Annotated in this window: 10 protein-coding genes; 6 read left to right on the top strand and 4 right to left on the bottom strand. The window is 34.1% G+C overall.

Annotated elements, in window-relative coordinates; translation table 11 throughout:
• Positions 1 to 10: 10 nt before the first annotated feature.
• A complete protein-coding gene (trxA, locus tag A8L32_RS14970; RefSeq protein ID WP_075590901.1) occupies positions 11 to 373 on the bottom strand; it encodes a thioredoxin in 363 nt (120 codons plus the stop codon).
• Positions 374 to 692: 319 nt separating this feature from the next.
• Between trxA and A8L32_RS14965 the strand changes: the two genes are divergently transcribed.
• Positions 693 to 2,123: a CCA tRNA nucleotidyltransferase gene (locus tag A8L32_RS14965; protein WP_075590900.1), complete on the top strand. Its 1,431-nt coding sequence runs from the start codon at positions 693 to 695 to the stop codon at positions 2,121 to 2,123.
• Positions 2,113 to 2,640, top strand: a complete 528-nt coding sequence (locus tag A8L32_RS14960; protein ID WP_075590899.1) for a TrmH family RNA methyltransferase — start codon at positions 2,113 to 2,115, stop codon at positions 2,638 to 2,640. Before A8L32_RS14965 ends, A8L32_RS14960 begins: the two co-directional genes overlap by 11 nt.
• On the opposite strand, the gene A8L32_RS14955 is transcribed toward A8L32_RS14960, so the two are convergent.
• Positions 2,641 to 3,558, bottom strand: coding sequence for an endonuclease/exonuclease/phosphatase family protein (locus A8L32_RS14955; RefSeq protein ID WP_143525124.1), 918 nt, complete (start codon positions 3,556 to 3,558; stop codon positions 2,641 to 2,643).
• Positions 3,559 to 3,631: 73 nt separating this feature from the next.
• A complete protein-coding gene (locus A8L32_RS14950) occupies positions 3,632 to 5,059 on the bottom strand; it encodes a right-handed parallel beta-helix repeat-containing protein (protein WP_075590897.1) in 1,428 nt (475 codons plus the stop codon).
• 250 nt (positions 5,060 to 5,309) lie between these two features.
• Here A8L32_RS14950 and A8L32_RS14945 point away from each other — a divergent pair, with 250 nt between their 5' ends.
• From A8L32_RS14945 to A8L32_RS14930, 4 genes are all read left to right on the top strand, one after another.
• Entirely contained in the window at positions 5,310 to 6,437 is a 1,128-nt protein-coding gene (locus A8L32_RS14945; RefSeq protein WP_075590896.1) for an AI-2E family transporter, read from the top strand.
• A 177-nt stretch (positions 6,438 to 6,614) separates the two neighbouring features.
• Entirely contained in the window at positions 6,615 to 11,906 is a 5,292-nt protein-coding gene (locus tag A8L32_RS14940) for a M4 family metallopeptidase (RefSeq protein WP_143525123.1), read from the top strand.
• Positions 11,907 to 12,021: 115 nt separating this feature from the next.
• Positions 12,022 to 14,394 carry an outer membrane beta-barrel family protein gene (locus A8L32_RS14935; protein ID WP_158027252.1) on the top strand — a complete coding sequence of 791 codons (2,373 nt, stop codon included), beginning with the start codon at positions 12,022 to 12,024 and terminating at the stop codon, positions 14,392 to 14,394.
• 51 nt (positions 14,395 to 14,445) lie between these two features.
• On the top strand, positions 14,446 to 15,429 hold the full coding sequence (locus A8L32_RS14930; RefSeq protein ID WP_075590893.1) for a DUF3667 domain-containing protein: 984 nt from the start codon (positions 14,446 to 14,448) through the stop codon (positions 15,427 to 15,429).
• Between the two features lie 70 nt (positions 15,430 to 15,499).
• Here A8L32_RS14930 and A8L32_RS14925 read toward each other — a convergent pair whose 3' ends face one another.
• Complete coding sequence (locus tag A8L32_RS14925; RefSeq protein ID WP_075590892.1) at positions 15,500 to 16,435, bottom strand: YeiH family protein; 936 nt, start codon at positions 16,433 to 16,435, stop codon at positions 15,500 to 15,502.
• Between the last annotated feature and the right edge of the window lie 36 nt (positions 16,436 to 16,471).

Genomic DNA, 16,471 nt, shown 5'->3' with positions numbered 1-16,471 from the left:
GATGTTTCAATTAGTCTAAACTAACTTTTAATACATCTTTAAATGCTTTTTGAAGAGATTCCTTTGGTAAAGCACCTTGTGCCATTTGCGGCTGCCCTTCGCTCGGTATAAATAATAAGGATGGAATACTTTGTACTCCAAACATTCCTGATAATTCTCTTTCAGCTTCGGTATCTACTTTATAGATGTCAATTTTTCCATCATAATCTTTCGATAATTCTTCTAATACAGGAGCAATGGCTTTGCAAGGTCCACACCAATCGGCATAAAAGTCAATTAAACATGGCTTGTTACCTGCGAATTTCCATTCTTTATTTGCTTCAAAATCAAATACTTTTTCTTTAAATGTCTCTTTTGTTAAATGCTCTAACATAGCTATAGTTTTTTAAAATTAATATTCAGTTTATTTTTTAAATATAAAGATATCTAAAAATATCGATATGTCAATATCAATATGTGTGCCAAATTGCATTTGTCAATAAATGGGTCTGTTTTTCGTTAAAAACCTGACAAAATATCCTATAATAAATTTATAAATAAAATTTGAAAGTAAGATGATTGTGTATTTTATTATGCATGATATTAATGAGATAGATGCCATAGCTATTGGCAAAGAAACTATAGTAAGATGGAATTTAACTATTGCGTAATCCAACAAAATAGTTGTAATTTTGTCACCCTAAATAAAAAAGATGACAAAAGAAGATATAATAAAGCATCTAACAGGTACGGTTTTTAACGCGATTAGACATGTGGCAGATGTGGATAAGATTGAAACCTATGTGATTGGCGGATATGTGCGCGATTTGCTTTTGAATAAACCTTCCAAAGATATTGATATTGTTGTTAGAGGTGGTGGAATTGCCATGGCGGAAAAAGTCGCCGCTAAATTAGGCGGATTAAAGGTTTCGGTATTTAAAAATTTTGGCACAGCCATGTTTAAATATCGCGATTTAGAGGTTGAATTTGTAGGTGCGCGAAAGGAATCGTATCAAAGGAATTCGCGTAAGCCAATTGTGGAAGATGGAAGCTTACAGGATGATCAAAATAGACGTGATTTTACTATTAATGCTTTGGCACTATCCTTAAATAAGGAAACATTAGGAGAGTTGGTAGACCCATTTAATGGGAGAAAAGATTTAGAAAATGGAATTATTCGTACTCCGTTAGAACCTGGTATTACTTTTTCGGATGATCCATTACGTATGCTAAGAGCCATACGTTTTGCATCGCGATTTGGATTTAAAATTGAAGCAGAAACCTTTGAAGGTATAAAGGCTAATAAAGAGCGTATTGAAATAGTTTCGGGAGAGCGCATTGTAGATGAGCTCAATAAAATGATTATGGCAGATAAACCTTCGATGGCTTTCAAGCTATTAGAGGTTACGGGACTTTTGCAAATAATTCTGCCAGAATTGCAGGATATGAAGGGCGTAGATGAGAAGAATGGAAAAAAACATAAAGACAACTTTTATCACACGTTAGAAGTTCTAGATCGAATTGTTCCTTTTACAGATGATGTTTGGTTGCGATGGTCTGCTATTTTTCATGACATCGCCAAGCCCGTAACGAAAAGATATGATAATAAACTTGGGTGGACTTTTCATGCGCATAATCATGTTGGTCAAAAGATGATTCCGAAGATTTTTAAACGGATGAAATTCCCTATGAATGATAAAATGAAATTCATTCAAAAGATGGTTTATCTGCATATGCGACCTATTGTTCTTTCAGAGGATATCGTCACAGATTCTGCTGTACGTAGATTGTTATTCGATGCAGGTGATGATATCGATTCTTTAATGACTTTATGTGAAGCTGATATTACTTCTAAAAATGAAGATAAGGTCAGAAAGTACATGAAGAATTTTAAAGTTGTTAGGCGAAAGTTAAAGGAGATTGAAGAAAAGGATAAAGTAAGAAACTTTCAACCACCAGTTTCGGGTGAAGATATTATGGAAGCTTATGGTATCAAACCTTGTCGTGAGATTGGAGATATTAAGTCGGCTATTAAGGAGGCTATTTTGGATGGCGAAATTAATAACGATAAAGAGCAAGCTTACGAGCTCATGTTAAAATTAGGTAAGGATATGGGATTAACGTTAAAAAAGGATGACGAATAAAACCATAACACAAAGTGCACCTTTGTTTTCATCTATAAAATATAAGATAGAAGTTGATGGTCCTATTGTAGTTGCTGATGGTTTTAAATCTCCTGAAAACATGGGGCATTTAATTAGGCTGGCGAGTAATTTTGGCGCGATTAAAGTTATTTTTATTGGAGAGGAGCAAAGTGTTAGACATAGCAAGATAAAACGTGTTGCTGGAGCTGCAGCAGGACAAGTAGATTGGATATTTTGCACGAAGGAGGATTGGATGAATCAGGTTCCTCAGGACTATACTATTGCAGCTATTGAAACAACCGAGGATTCTTTAAATATTGCAAATAGTCAACTACCCAAAAAACTAGCTTTGGTTATGGGGAATGAAATAAAGGGACTCTCAGAAGAGGTATTATCTCATTGTCAGCAGTGTTATCATATTCCTATGATTGGAGCTATAAAATCAATGAATGTATCGCATGCTTGTAGTGTTGCGCTATACGAATGGGTTAAGCAATTTCATAAGGTAGAACAATAATTATGGTTGAACCTTTAGGGTTAACCAAATGGGGAAGTGATCGCTAAATCCATTATTATATTTGTAGCCAATATATGTTCTGTACGGCTTTAACCCTGTATATATTTTATCATCCTCCAATAGAAAGTTAAAATCCATTACTTTCATAGCATCATTAATATAAATAGATTGTTTTTTATCTAATAGATTTTTCGAGACTAAAAAGTGATCAAAAGTATTCCACTCGAATTGATGCTTTAAGGTACCTGCAGAGTTATTTATGGTTTGAAGTTTTGAGGCCATGTTTATAAGTTTAGAATTCGCAGCAAGATAATGCATACTTTCATCATCAGGTTCATCGTTAAAATCGCCCATGGCAAGAATGTTTGCATCAGGATTTTGAACCATTATATGTTTGACGGTATCACTAAGAATTTGTGCGGCTTTAAATCTTAATGGTTTGGTGTCTTGAACGCCTCCATATCTGGAAGGGAAATGTGCTACAAATATATTTACAGGGATAGTGTCTTTAAGGTATCCAAACACATATAAGATATCTCTAGTGGGTCTTGTGTTTTTGCCAAACCCTACCTTTATTGGAATAGACTCAAGAACAGTGAATTCATCTTCTTTATAAAGAAGAGCAACGTCTATACCTCTTTGGTCAGGAGATTGGTAGTGAATGATGTCGTAGCCTAGGTTTTTCAATCCTGTCTGCCAGATTAAATCTTGGAGCACTTCCTTATTTTCAATTTCGCAAAGTCCAATTAATGCTGGAGGGTTCCATTTTCCAGATTCGTATATAACGCGGGAAATATTTTTTAATTTTTGAGCGTACCTAAAATAGTTCCAGTTTCTATCACCATCGGGTGTATATTCATCATCCAATTTAATGCTATCGTTTTTAATATCGAAAAGATTTTCGACATTGTAAAACATGACACCAATTTCATGTTGATTTTGAGAAGTGAGGTAAGTGGGAAGGAGAAGGATGATTAAAATAAAGTAAAGGTTATTCTTTTTCAATCCTTTCGTATGCACCCAAGTCAGGTCCTTTATCATCTATTCGGCTTTGGTTAAGTATATCTTTGGGGAATAAACTTCCAATTTCCAAATCACCAATGTCTTTGCAGAATGATAAGGTATCAAGTTGATAATTGAATTTTAGTGGATCGATAAAATTTGGATCTTCATTAGCCCATACACTAACAAATTTATCTTCATCAGAAAGATCCATATCACCCGACTTTAAAAGGCAGTTTACAAACTGATAGCTATATCCTTTATTGGCATATTTTTCAGATTCCTTAAAATCAAAACCTAATTCCATGTATCTATCGCCATGCACTATAGAATTATAAAAATTGGCTTCAATCAATGGATTAATGGTTTCTTCACCCTCATCATCTTTATAATAATTATTCAAAAATAAAGCAGGTGTATTTCGTGACTTAACATAGCTAGGGAAATAGTTGGCAATGGTGGTGTGATAAAAGTTGTATGTTCCACCTAAAGTTAGGGCTACTGAGTGATAGCCACAATCTCCAATTATGCTGTTATATACGTCAACTTCTGAATTTTGAGTTAATATGCCAAATTGCGAAACATGATTAATAGTTGTATTACTAATGGTAAGAGGTGGATTCGAACCTATACCTACCGAGTCCACAAAAATACCCATAAGTCCATTTTTAATAATGGCATTGTCAATAACATTGTTCGAGCTACCTGGCATAAAATGAATATAACCCCATTGTCCAGGTTTATCTTGATACCAATCTTCTAGTCTATCCCCTAAAAATGAAACGGGTTCTTCGGTGGTTCCTTTAACCTGCATACTGCCAAAAACAATTAGGCTTGCTTCGTTATGAAAATGAAGACGTGCTCCTGGATCGATTGTCAAGGTTTCTGCACTGTCTACAACTAAAAAGTCGTATATTAAGTATGGTTTTTCCGCAGTAAAGGTGCTTGTTTTAATATTAGTCTTTTTTAAAAGAACGACATTTTGCCCATAAGCTACTAAGTTTACTTTCTGAAATCTTTCGCCTGAATGAAAAATGACCGAATCGTTTACAACAAAAGGGTTTGTTGTATCGTCAGGTTCTATTGTTATATCTACAAAAATATATAAACTATCCTTTGCATTAATTTTTAAGTTTTCAACTCTTTCTTCTGCTTGGCCATTTATATTTAACCTAAAGCTACTTGTTTCTCCTCCAGATAATTCTACTGAGTTGATAATGATATCTTCATCGTAAGGATTATAAATTCTAAAGTTTTTAGTAGCAGAACCAACAGAGGTGAAAATGGTATCAAACATTAAGGTATCTACGGAAAAATTTAGTCCATCTGAACCGCTCAAAAAAACAAATTCCCTTTCGCAAGAGAAAAAGCTCAGAGGTATAAGCAGTAGTAATAGATATTTTTCCAATTTCCCCATAGAATTAATAATGCTAATCTGTTGATATTTAGAGTATGTTGTTGTTTCTTTTTTTATTAAAAAATGAACTGTAAATTAAGTAATAATCTTTTTAATTCCTATTAAATTGTTTATAATTAATTACATTAATTAACAAATATTCACAATGCTTAATTAATTGCTTCTACAGAGAAACGAAGATTGGACCTATTTATTTTTGCAAAAATAACAGTATGCTAATTTTTTAATATATTGCTGCAAAATTGAAAATATGATTTCACCTGAATCCAAACCATATACATTCGATCGAGTAGTTCGAATGGTTCTTTCTATAGCATTTTTACTTGCATTTTACTTTCTATTAAAACGCTTAAGTGGTGCGTTAGTGCCCTTTTTTATAGCTGTTTTAATGGCTTATCTTATTAATCCGTTGGTAGGCTTCTTTCAATATAAGTGCAGGTTTAAGTATAGGGGATTGGCAGTTGCTACTAGTTTAGTCATTGTTCTAGGTGGTCTTTATTTTTTATTCACATGGCTTGTACCTCTCTTTTTTGCAGAGATGGCTAAAATGGTTCAGTTGATTAGAAAATATATTGAACATGGTTCGGTAACTGATATTTTACCTAAAGAGGTGATTGTTTATGTACGAGAATATATTAATAATACAGATTTTACTCAAGTCTTGGATGCGAAGAGTGTAGCAACTTCTGTGAAAAATCTTTTTGGTCAAGCTTGGAAAGTATTTTCAGGTTCAATGAATTTTGTTTTTGGATTAGTAAGTCTGTTGATTATTTTGGTATATCTGGTATTTCTTTTAATTGACTTTAGGCAAATATCTGAAGGCTGGCAAGGATTAATTCCTCCAAAATTTAGAGGGCCAGTGTCAGAATTATTTAACGACTTGACAGAAGGGATGCAGATTTACTTTAGAGCTCAAGGCTTAATTGCATTGATAGTAGGTGTTTTATTGTCCATAGGTTTTAAGATTATTGGTTTACCAATGGCTATTATCATTGGCCTATTCATAGGAGCTTTGAATATTGTGCCTTACCTTCAAGTGGTTGGTTTTATCCCTGTTTTTTTGCTGTCGTTATTACGAGCAATGGAAACAAATCAAAGCTTTTGGCAAGTGGTTTTACTAGCGGCTATAGTAATGGGTGTGGTTCAGTTGATTCAAGAAACTATTTTAGTACCTAAAATCATGGGTCGTGTCTATGGTCTTCATCCTGCCATCATTCTTTTATCACTATCTATTTGGGGAAGTCTATTAGGTCTGTTAGGAATGCTAGTTGCATTACCGTTGACTACTCTTATGTTCTCCTATTATAAACGATTTGTTTTAAATAAGGCTCCTAATGAAGAGCTCGATGATACTAGTTCAATGGTTTCTGAAGTGTAATTTTTTTGAAAGGTTAATCATTAACAATAAATGCTATAACTGCATTATAACTGTGAGCTTCAACAATTCCATTTCTTTAGTGTTAAAAATATAAGCTAGAACTAGTTATTTGATTCATTTGTCAAAGTTTTGTAAAGTTCCATCCGTTTTTTGCGTAAATTTGTTTGTTGTCCTATTTTGGATGATAAAAATTTAACAGGCATCAACACATTGAAAGGAATTGCTCTAATATTATTTTTTGGATTACTTACCTGTACGGTAAATGCTCAATCTTATTTGGGAGAAAAGAGTGATGCCATCCTTTCTGGAACTCAAAAAGTGAGGGTTGATAGCGTTTCTGGAAATATTGAGTTTTTTGAGTTATCTGCACTAAAATTAAAATCAGGTAATAGATTAAGCGAGAAAGAATTAAAAGCTAATCTAGCTCTTCCTAACAATTATGACCTCAATCACCTAAAGAATGAAGTTGACAGTCGAGGTGAGTTTCATATAAAATATCAATTACAGTATAAAGATATTCCTGTGGAAGGAATGGGTTTTGCAGTACATTATAATAATGGGAGCCCCAGTAGTGCCAGTGGAAAGATCACAAAAACGCAAACTGTTTATCAAGCAGTAAGTATATCTGATAGTAGAGCAATAGAGATAGCCATTTCATCATTCGATTCTAAAAGGTTTGTATGGGATAATGATACAGAGTTATATCCTAAAGCTGAATTAGTTTATGTTCCCAACAATCAGGTTCTTCAATTGTGTTATAAAATCGATGTTTATTCATTAATACCTTTAAAAAGAGAGTATGTTTATGTAAATGCTCAAACTGGGGGTGTGCTCAAACGAATTTCTAGGATTCATTTAGGTGATGTAGAAGGAAATGCTGTTACTTTTTATAATGGGAATGTAAATATTACAACTACAGAAACCGATGGTGCTTATCAGCTAAAAGAAAGTAATAGAGGAAATGGCGTTGAGACGTATAATTTGAATAATGGTCAATTTTATCATGAAGCGGTACCCTTTGTTGATGATGATAATTATTGGGATAACGTATATGATCAAGTAGCCTATGATGCACATTATGGAGCTGAAAAAACATACGACTATTTCTGGCATAACTTTGGTAGAAACTCAATTGATGATCAAGGTAAGGTGTTAAAGTCATACGTTCATTTTGGAGAGAATTATGGTAATGCTTTTTGGGATGGAGACAGAATGACTTATGGAGACGGTGATGGAGTCAATAAAACGGCATTAGCTTCCTTAGATATTGTGGCTCACGAAATAGCTCATGGTTTAACCGATCATACAGCTAATTTGGAATACTTAAATGAGTCAGGAGCTTTAAACGAATCCTTTTCTGATATTTTTGGGATAGCTGTTGATTTTTATGCAAAACCAAGTTCAGCAAATTATATCATAGGAGAGCAGGTTTTTTTAGATGGTGTTTCTTTTATGAGAAATATAGCTGACCCTAAAAGCGCATTTCAACCAACCACTTATAAAGGAACATATTGGGTTACAGAAAGCCATGATCATGGAGGAGTTCATACCAATTCGATGGTTCAAAATTATTGGTTTTATTTACTTTGTGAGGGAGGTAATGGTATCAACGATAACGGTGATAAGTTTATGGTAGAAGCCATTGGTATGGATGCTGCAGCTGCCATATCTTACCGGAATTTAACCGTATACTTAGGGCAATATAGCGATTATGAGGATGCTAGATTCTATTCTATTCAAGCGGCCATAGATTTGTATGGAGCTTGTTCAAATGAGGTTATTCAGGTTACTAATGCTTGGTATGCAGTGGGTGTTGGGCAAGCCTATCAAGATGCTGTTAATGCAGCTTTTACTTCAAGTCAAACAAAGTTTTGCAGTTCTCCTGTAACTGTTGAGATTCAAAATATAAGCACTAATGCCAATGTTTATACTTGGTATTTAAATGGCGTAGAGTTCAGTAATGAGGAAAATCCTTTAGTTACGCTAGAAAGTTCTGGGGATTATGCACTAAGGTTAGAGGTGGAAGGAACCTCTTCTTGTCAATCTTCCGATTTCATTGAAGTTGAAAACTATTTTTCGGTGTCAGAAGATGGAGCTCTTGTAGTTGCGGATTTTATGCCAGAAAGCGAGAATGCTGAAGATGGTGGAATTTATAGTTTCTTGTTTGAAGATATTGTTAATCGATCATTGGGAGTAAGTGATGGATATGTTGACTACACTTGTCCAATAAGAGCAAATTTAATTGAAGGAAAAAGCTATCCGATAGAAATAAGAACTGGAGAAACATATCCTGAAGCTGTAAAAGCTTGGATTGACTTTAATAATGATGGAGGTTTTTCAGATGCCAATGAACTAGTGTTTTATTCTGAAGGACTTGGTATTCACTCTGGATTCGTTGAAATTCCAAAAGGAACCTATTTCGATTTACCACTAAGAATGAGAGTTGGTTCTGATAAGGTTGAGTATAGTTCAGGTTTAAATGCAAAAGATGATTCTAAGTATGGGCAATATGAGGATTACGCTGTTGTATTAAGTGAGAATACGGATGCACCACAAGCATTATTTTCAATGAGTAAAGAGAAGATTAGTAAAAATCAATCTGTTACTTTTGAAGATCAAAGCCAAAACTTTCCAACTGATCGTATTTGGTATTTTGAGGGTGGTTCACCAGAATACTCTACAGATAGTTCTCCAGAGGTTGTATATGATGTTAATGGGGTTTATGATGTAGAGCTGACAGTGACAAATGAGTTTGGTTCAAATAAATTGGTAAAACAGTTAACTGTAACGAATGAGTTTATTATGGGAGAAGATACCGAATCTTCTTTAAGCGATGGCTTTATACTTGATTCGGGTGGCGAAACTGGAACGTATAATAGAGAAGAAAACTTTTCCTTTTTAATAGCTCCTGATTGTGCTTATGAGATTATTTTAAATATTGAATCATTTAGTACAGAAGCTTGTTGTGATGGACTAAAAGTATATGATGGTAGCGAAACTTCAGATCCTTTATTAGCCCATTTAAAAGGTACTATAGCCGAAGGAACATCAGTACAAGCTACCTCAGGTAAGATGTTGTTGATATTTACATCGGATGGTTCGGTTAATGAAGATGGTTTTAAAGCGAGTTGGACCAAAACGGATTTTACCACAGGTGAGCAGACCATAGCTGACTTTACTATATCGGAAGAGCTATTACCCGTTAATTACAATATTCAGTTCAATGACCAGTCATCTAATACTCCAAAATCTTGGAGCTGGAGCTTCGGAGATGGAGAAGAATCTAGTGATCAAAATCCAAAACATAAATATCGAGAATCAGGAACTTATGAAGTAGCGCTGTTAGCAGATAACTGTTTTTCGAATAATCAGATAACGAGACAAATTCAGGTTGAATCTTCTCCGGATATTTCTGTAAATGCAGATACGGTTAGAATAGATTTATGGAGTGGAGAAACGATAGATAGTTTTATCGTGGTGAATAATATAAATACAGGTATACTGGCATATCAAGGTGAATTGCTTTCTGCATATGAAAAAGGAGAAAGTAAAAATCCAATTGAATACCATTCATTGGTTCAGGATTTATCTGATGTTGAAGTGGGGCTGGTAAAAAATGTGTATTACTATAATAGTTTAAAAGATGTTTTAAGTGCTAATGGTTGTTCTTTTATGAGGATTACCTCAACTAATTTTGATGAGAATATCAATAGTTTAAATGTTCTGATTATAGATGATTCAGTTGATTTATTAGATAGTAAAGGTGATGAATTAAAATCTTGGATCAAAAATGGTGGTCTGTTAATAATTCAAGGAGATGGAATATTAAGTGCTTATAATGAGTTTTTATCAGGCACAGGAATCTCATTTACAAGTGTTCCCGCTATTGGAGGAAATGGAATAGTTGTTTCGCACAATATTACAAATTCGATATCAGGTTACGAAATAGGAACACATGCCGAAAGCACTTTATTAGTTGAAACTCCTGCTTCTCGTTTAATTAACGATATGAATGGGAATTGTTATGCAGCAACAAGTCAACTGGGAGATGGTAAGGTTATAACGATGGGGGATGAGTCCTTTCAATATATGAGTAAAAAAGGGCACGAGGATTTATTAATAAACTCATTTAAATATGGCGTAAAAGAACTAAACCCTAAAGCTTGTCAGGTGCAGAGTAAAAATGTTTTTATTTCTGGCCAAAAATCAGACAGTATAAAATATACCATCGATACCCGAAGAATGGCTGAGGGTGAATATGTGGTTGACATAAAAGTGAATAATAACGATATATCTTCAAGTGACCTTCAAGTGCCTATTTTATTGAATGTTTCTGGAATAGAGAATATTGAAGCTGACTTATCACAATTAGATTTTACAAACGTACTGATTAACGAGGCACGATGGAGCAAAATTGGTATTAAAAATACTGGATCAAGAAAATTAGATGTGAATGCATTGGAGTTCACAAATGAGGCCTTTACAGCCATGTTTAGTAGCCAAGTTGTTATGCCAAGTGAAATACTTTGGGTAGATGTAAAATTTGCACCTACCTTAAATCAGGATTATTCCGGCACACTTCAAATTCAGTCGTCAGATCCAGATAAACCAAGTATTCAAGTATCATTACTAGGTACAACGATATTACCACCAAGTGTAATTGACCCTATAGGAGATAGAAGCGTTTATTTGACTTCTAATGGTCAGATTGATTTAAATCAAGTATTTAGTGAACCAAACAGCGGTAGTGTTCTGTCGTATTCTATCAGTTCGGATAGAAGTATTGCAACTCCTAGTATAATTAATGAAAATATTTTAAGCTTTAATCCTTCGTCTGTAGGAAGTATGCAGATAGCTGTGACAGCTACAAATTCCTTTGATGCTACGATAGTGCATTCGTTTACGTTAAGAGTTTTAGCCAATAGTAATCCTATTTGTTTTATTGATGTCAATGATGTGTATTTACAGTTAAACGACCCTTCATTTAATATAAATCTAGATGCTCACTTTAATGATGTAGATAATGACTTGATGTCGTATAGTTATGAAGTATCTAGTGAAAGCATTATAAATCATGAACTGGTTACAGGTCAGCTAAGTTTAAGTGCATTGAATATAGGCGAAACTGAGGTGACAGTTACTGCTAATGATGGAAAAGGTGGAGTTGGAGCATTCACGTTTAAGGTATACATAAGTGATACCAGTACAGATGTAAATAATTTATTTGGCGAAAACACATTGATCATTTATCCTAACCCAGTGATTGATGTACTAAATGTAAAGATAGATTTAGTGCAAAAGGCTAAGACTGTAAAAATACTGAATACAAAAGGTCTAGTAATTCAAGTGATTAATGATTTTAACTTAGGTGCTGATTATATAGATGTTTCCGAATTGACTTCAGGAGTTTATATCATCGAATTTATATTGGATGATGAGAGACATATTAGGAAGTTTAAAAAGTATTAGACCCACATTTCATCTATTTATATATTGACAGAGACAAATTATGAAGTGGATAAATACTGCTGCGAGGTAGCTTGTTTCGTGTTATGAATATATTGCTAACCATTAATTTATGGTTATGCGTTATATTCTTATCATTTTATATTTATCATTCTTAAGTTCTATTGTTATTGGCCAAAATACGACTTCTCTACAAGGCGTGTTGTCAACCAAAAATGGTCAAGAAATTCCATTTGCTAATATTACTATTCGAGAACTAGGTAATTCTCAAATTCTTCAAGGTACTGTTTCAGATGATTTAGGAGTATTTACTTTCGGTGATTTATCAGAAGGATATTATTCTATTCAATCGTATTACTTAGGTTATGAGCCTTTGACAAAGGATAGTATTTGGGTAAAGAAAGGGAATAATCGTATGGATACTTTAAAGATGCGAAGAAAAGCGACCCAGCTCGAAGAAATCACCATTGTTTCGGAAAAGGCCTTGGTAGAGAATCATCCTGGTATGTTGGTTTATAATGTGGGGAGTGGATCAAATGCAGGAGAGAATGCCTTAGATGTTTTTAAGAATATCCCATCCTTGGGTATGGATATGGATGACAATGTGACCTTAAAGGGAGCTAAAGCGACAATATTAATAGATGGAGTTGAGAGTGATTTGGCAGATATGTTGGGCCAATTACCTAGTGATGTTATTTCAAGTATTGAGGTCATTTCTAATCCTTCCGCAAAATACGATTCTAAAAATGGGGGCGGCATTATTAATATTAAATTAAAAGATAATCAGTTATCTGGATTTAACCAGAAGTATAGCGTGGGTTATGGATGGCCTAAGCGATACAATGTAAATGCAGGAGTAAATATTACCTATAAAGACTGGAATTTTGGATTAAATGCTAGTGTAAAGGAAGACCCCAAGGAAGATTATAGAGATGTTTCCAGAAGTATATTCTCAGAGAAAGGGGATAAGCATTTAAAGCAAAAATTACATAATCATCGCGTACAACAAGCACTTTTTATTCGGGCTAATGCCAGATATCGATTTTCAAAATTATCCAATCTTACTTTTCAGACCTTGTATCAAGAGAAGGATGCTCCGTTAACATCTAATTATCTAACAGAATCTTATGATGCAGATACGATATTAACCAGTTTATCTAATAATAATAGGGAGGAGGAAAATACCAATGCCTTGTTGGAGTTTTCGGGTATTTATCGAAAGACATTTAAGAATTCGAAGAAGCACAAACTAAGGGCTCAGCTAAAATATGCTAAAGCAGGAGCTACGTTAGATTATATAAGAACATCGCAGCCATTGGATATTGAAACAGAGGAACCTTTGCCTAGTTCATCCAAGGAGATTAGAACTGGTAGTGATGATAATAACTCGGCAATGCTAAAAGTAGATTACGAATTACCCGTGCATAAGAATTGGCATTTAGAGCTGGGAACACAGATTAATTACCGACGTTTTGAGCAGGAAAAGATATCGAAGAAAATAAATTACATCAATGTTGATGAGATAAAGAAAGAAGAAGTGAGAGATGTTGGTTTTAATTTGGATGAAATTAAACCTGGCCTTTATGCGGTTATGAATGGAAGCATGGGGAAGTATGATTTCTCGGGTGGTTTAAGGTATGAGCAAACGCAAATTACGCAAGAAGTGCCCTCGTTGGATAGTACCACTATATCTAATTTAACGGCTTGGGCACCATCTTTTTTACTCGAAAAAGAAGTTAATGAGCGTTACACTTGGGGTATTAGTTATTCTTTACGTAATAAGATGCCAAATTACAGGCAGTTAAGTCCTATTTCTTTGTCCTTTGGTGGGTATTATAAAAATACTGGAAATCCGAACTTAAAGAGTCAGCAAACGCAAACTTTAGATTTTCATCATCACTTAATGATGAATAAAATAAGCTTAAATGGAGCAATCTTTTATACACATATCGATGATTTAATAGGTACATATTATTCCTTGGTTGAAGAGGATGGTAAGCTCATCACTAAATCGCAAGCGGATAATTTAGGAAGTATGCAAAATATGGGTTTTGAAGTTTCTGGATCTCTACCTTGGGGTAAGTTGGTATTTAGGCCTTCAATTACTTCCTACTACAAAACTTTAGAAGGGGAAAAGCTCTCAAGTTCTTTGGATAAAGAACAATGGTATACTATGCTAAAATTATCAGCCAATTACAGCGTAAATAAAAAGCTTAGTTGTCAGATGATGGCCAATTATAATGGAACGGATATTTCAGTGCAGGGTAAGCGCTACCAATATTATACGGTAAATTTATCCGCCAAGTACAAACTCTTAAAAGGAAAAGGTTTGCTTAGTTTGAAGTTGAATGATATATTTGACTCTTATAATTACCGAAAACTAATTAATCAACGAGAAGATCAAATTAATAACTCCTACTTTAACCCAGTAATGCAATATGTATACGTCTCATTCTCGTATAAGCTTTCAACGCTTAAAAAGAAGAAGTAAAATGTGCAAAGTTCTTGGGTTAGATAATGTGAAATACCGAATTATCCAGCTATGAGTGATCAAACAAATACTTCCGATAATATTACCTGTAAAAACTGTTCAACCGAATTTATAGGAAATTTTTGTCCTAATTGCGGGCAAAATATCAGAGAGTACAACCAGCCATTTGGCATGTTAATTTATGATTTGGCAGGAAATATGTTTGCCTTTGATACCCGCCTATGGAAAACCCTAAAAGCTGTTTTATTTCTGCCTGGTAAAATGGCACACGAATTTATATTGGGGCATCGCGTACGTTACATGCCACCATTTAGGTTTTATGTGTTTGTGAGCTTTATCTTTTTTATGATGTTGAATTACACCACATTTAAAAATTATGATGGAAGCAAAATCAACCTTGGTAAAAATGGAATAAGCATTCATGATTCGGTTAAAGAGGAGGTTGGTGAAGTTATTGATTCAGTTATAGTGAATAATACTATGTCTGAGGACGAGCGAAAGGAGCTTAAGAAAATAAAACAATCTATTGATAAAGGAGAAATTGGCCCAGGTGGTGAGTTTAAAGATGTTTACAATGAAATAATTAGTACGCCAGATGAAAAATTAGATAGTAAGGATGAGAAAAAATTAAAAGATATATTAAAACATCCAGAGTATTATTTCCCTCAATTTATAAAATATTTATCGTGGTTTTTATTTTTATTAATGCCTTTGTATGGCGCTTTTTTGTGGTTGTTCTTCCATAAAAAATATAAGTATTACTTGGGGCATCTCATATTTGCCATCAACCAACATTCCTTCCTATTTGTAATTTTTATTCTCATGATGGGAATCAAGCTTATTTTTCCCAATAAGGAAAGTTCGATTGAAAACTACCTATTCTTTTTAATTCCGATTTACTCGATAATAGGAGCTCGAAAACTGTATCAGCGAAAATGGAGTAACATAATTTTTAAGTTAGTAGCTATCTTTTTTATGTATTCATTTTTGTTATTGATCGCGTTGGCTATGTCCTTGTATGTGACGTTTGTTTAAATTATCAAAGAGGTAACTTTAAGTTAAGAACTAAAGTCACCCCTCAATAAAAAATATAGTTGATGATATTTTAAATGTTCAGAACCAATAAAGAACCTACAGCAATTACAAGCCAAAGAGAAACGCCTAAAACAAAGCTTTTTATACCCGCTTTTTTAGTGTCGGCAACAGAAATATTTGTTCCGATAAAAAATAAGGCCAACACCATTCCTTTTTTACCTAGCCAATTAAAATGAGTATATGTTCCTTGCCAATCAGGTAAAAGGTGTGCTACTAATATGGCTCCTACAAAAAGGAAAATAAAATAAGGAACTTTTACTTTGCCTTTTTCTTCTTTCTTCTGACTAAACGAAATAACTATAGACAAGGGAATAATCCAAAGTGCCCTAACCAATTTAACGGTTGTGGCAATGTCCAAAGCTTCTTGTCCGTATATGGCACCGGCACCAACAACCGAGCTGGTATCGTGTATAGCAATAGCAGCCCAATGCCCAAAAGTAGCTTGCGATAAATTTAAATGGTGACCCACATATGGAAAGATAAATAAGGCCAAAGCGTTTAGTATAAATATAACGATTAAAGAAAATGATACCTGGTGATTTTTAGGGTTGAGTACGTTAGATACTGCTGCAATAGCGCTACCTCCACAGATAGCAGTGCCAGCAGCTATTAAAATACTTACCTTACTATCTACCTTTAATAACTTACCCAGTAGTATACCTATACTCATGACAGCTACTACCGAAATTGCCGTTTCAAAGAATGCGCTTTGCGAAGTTTCAATCACTTTACCCAGGTTCATGCCAAAGCCCATCAATACAATTGATGCTTGTAGAATAATAGAAGTATTAAAAGTTTTGGGCGTGTATTTTATGCCGAGTAATGATAAGCCAATACCTAGTAATAGGGCTATTGCAGGCGACAGAATCGGCGTGAAGCAAAGCGCTGCAATTGTACAATAAATAAGTTGTACCTGTTTCTGACTGATATTTAGTTTTGCTTTCATTACGATACAAATATAGATGCGTCGTATATCTAAAGC

The sequence above is a fragment of the Labilibacter marinus genome (assembly GCF_001659685.2).
GTDB classification, from domain to species: Bacteria; Bacteroidota; Bacteroidia; order Bacteroidales; family Marinilabiliaceae; genus Saccharicrinis; species Saccharicrinis marinus.
The sequence above is the reverse complement of the archived record's forward strand: the minus strand, read 5'-3'. Positions and strand labels throughout refer to the sequence as shown.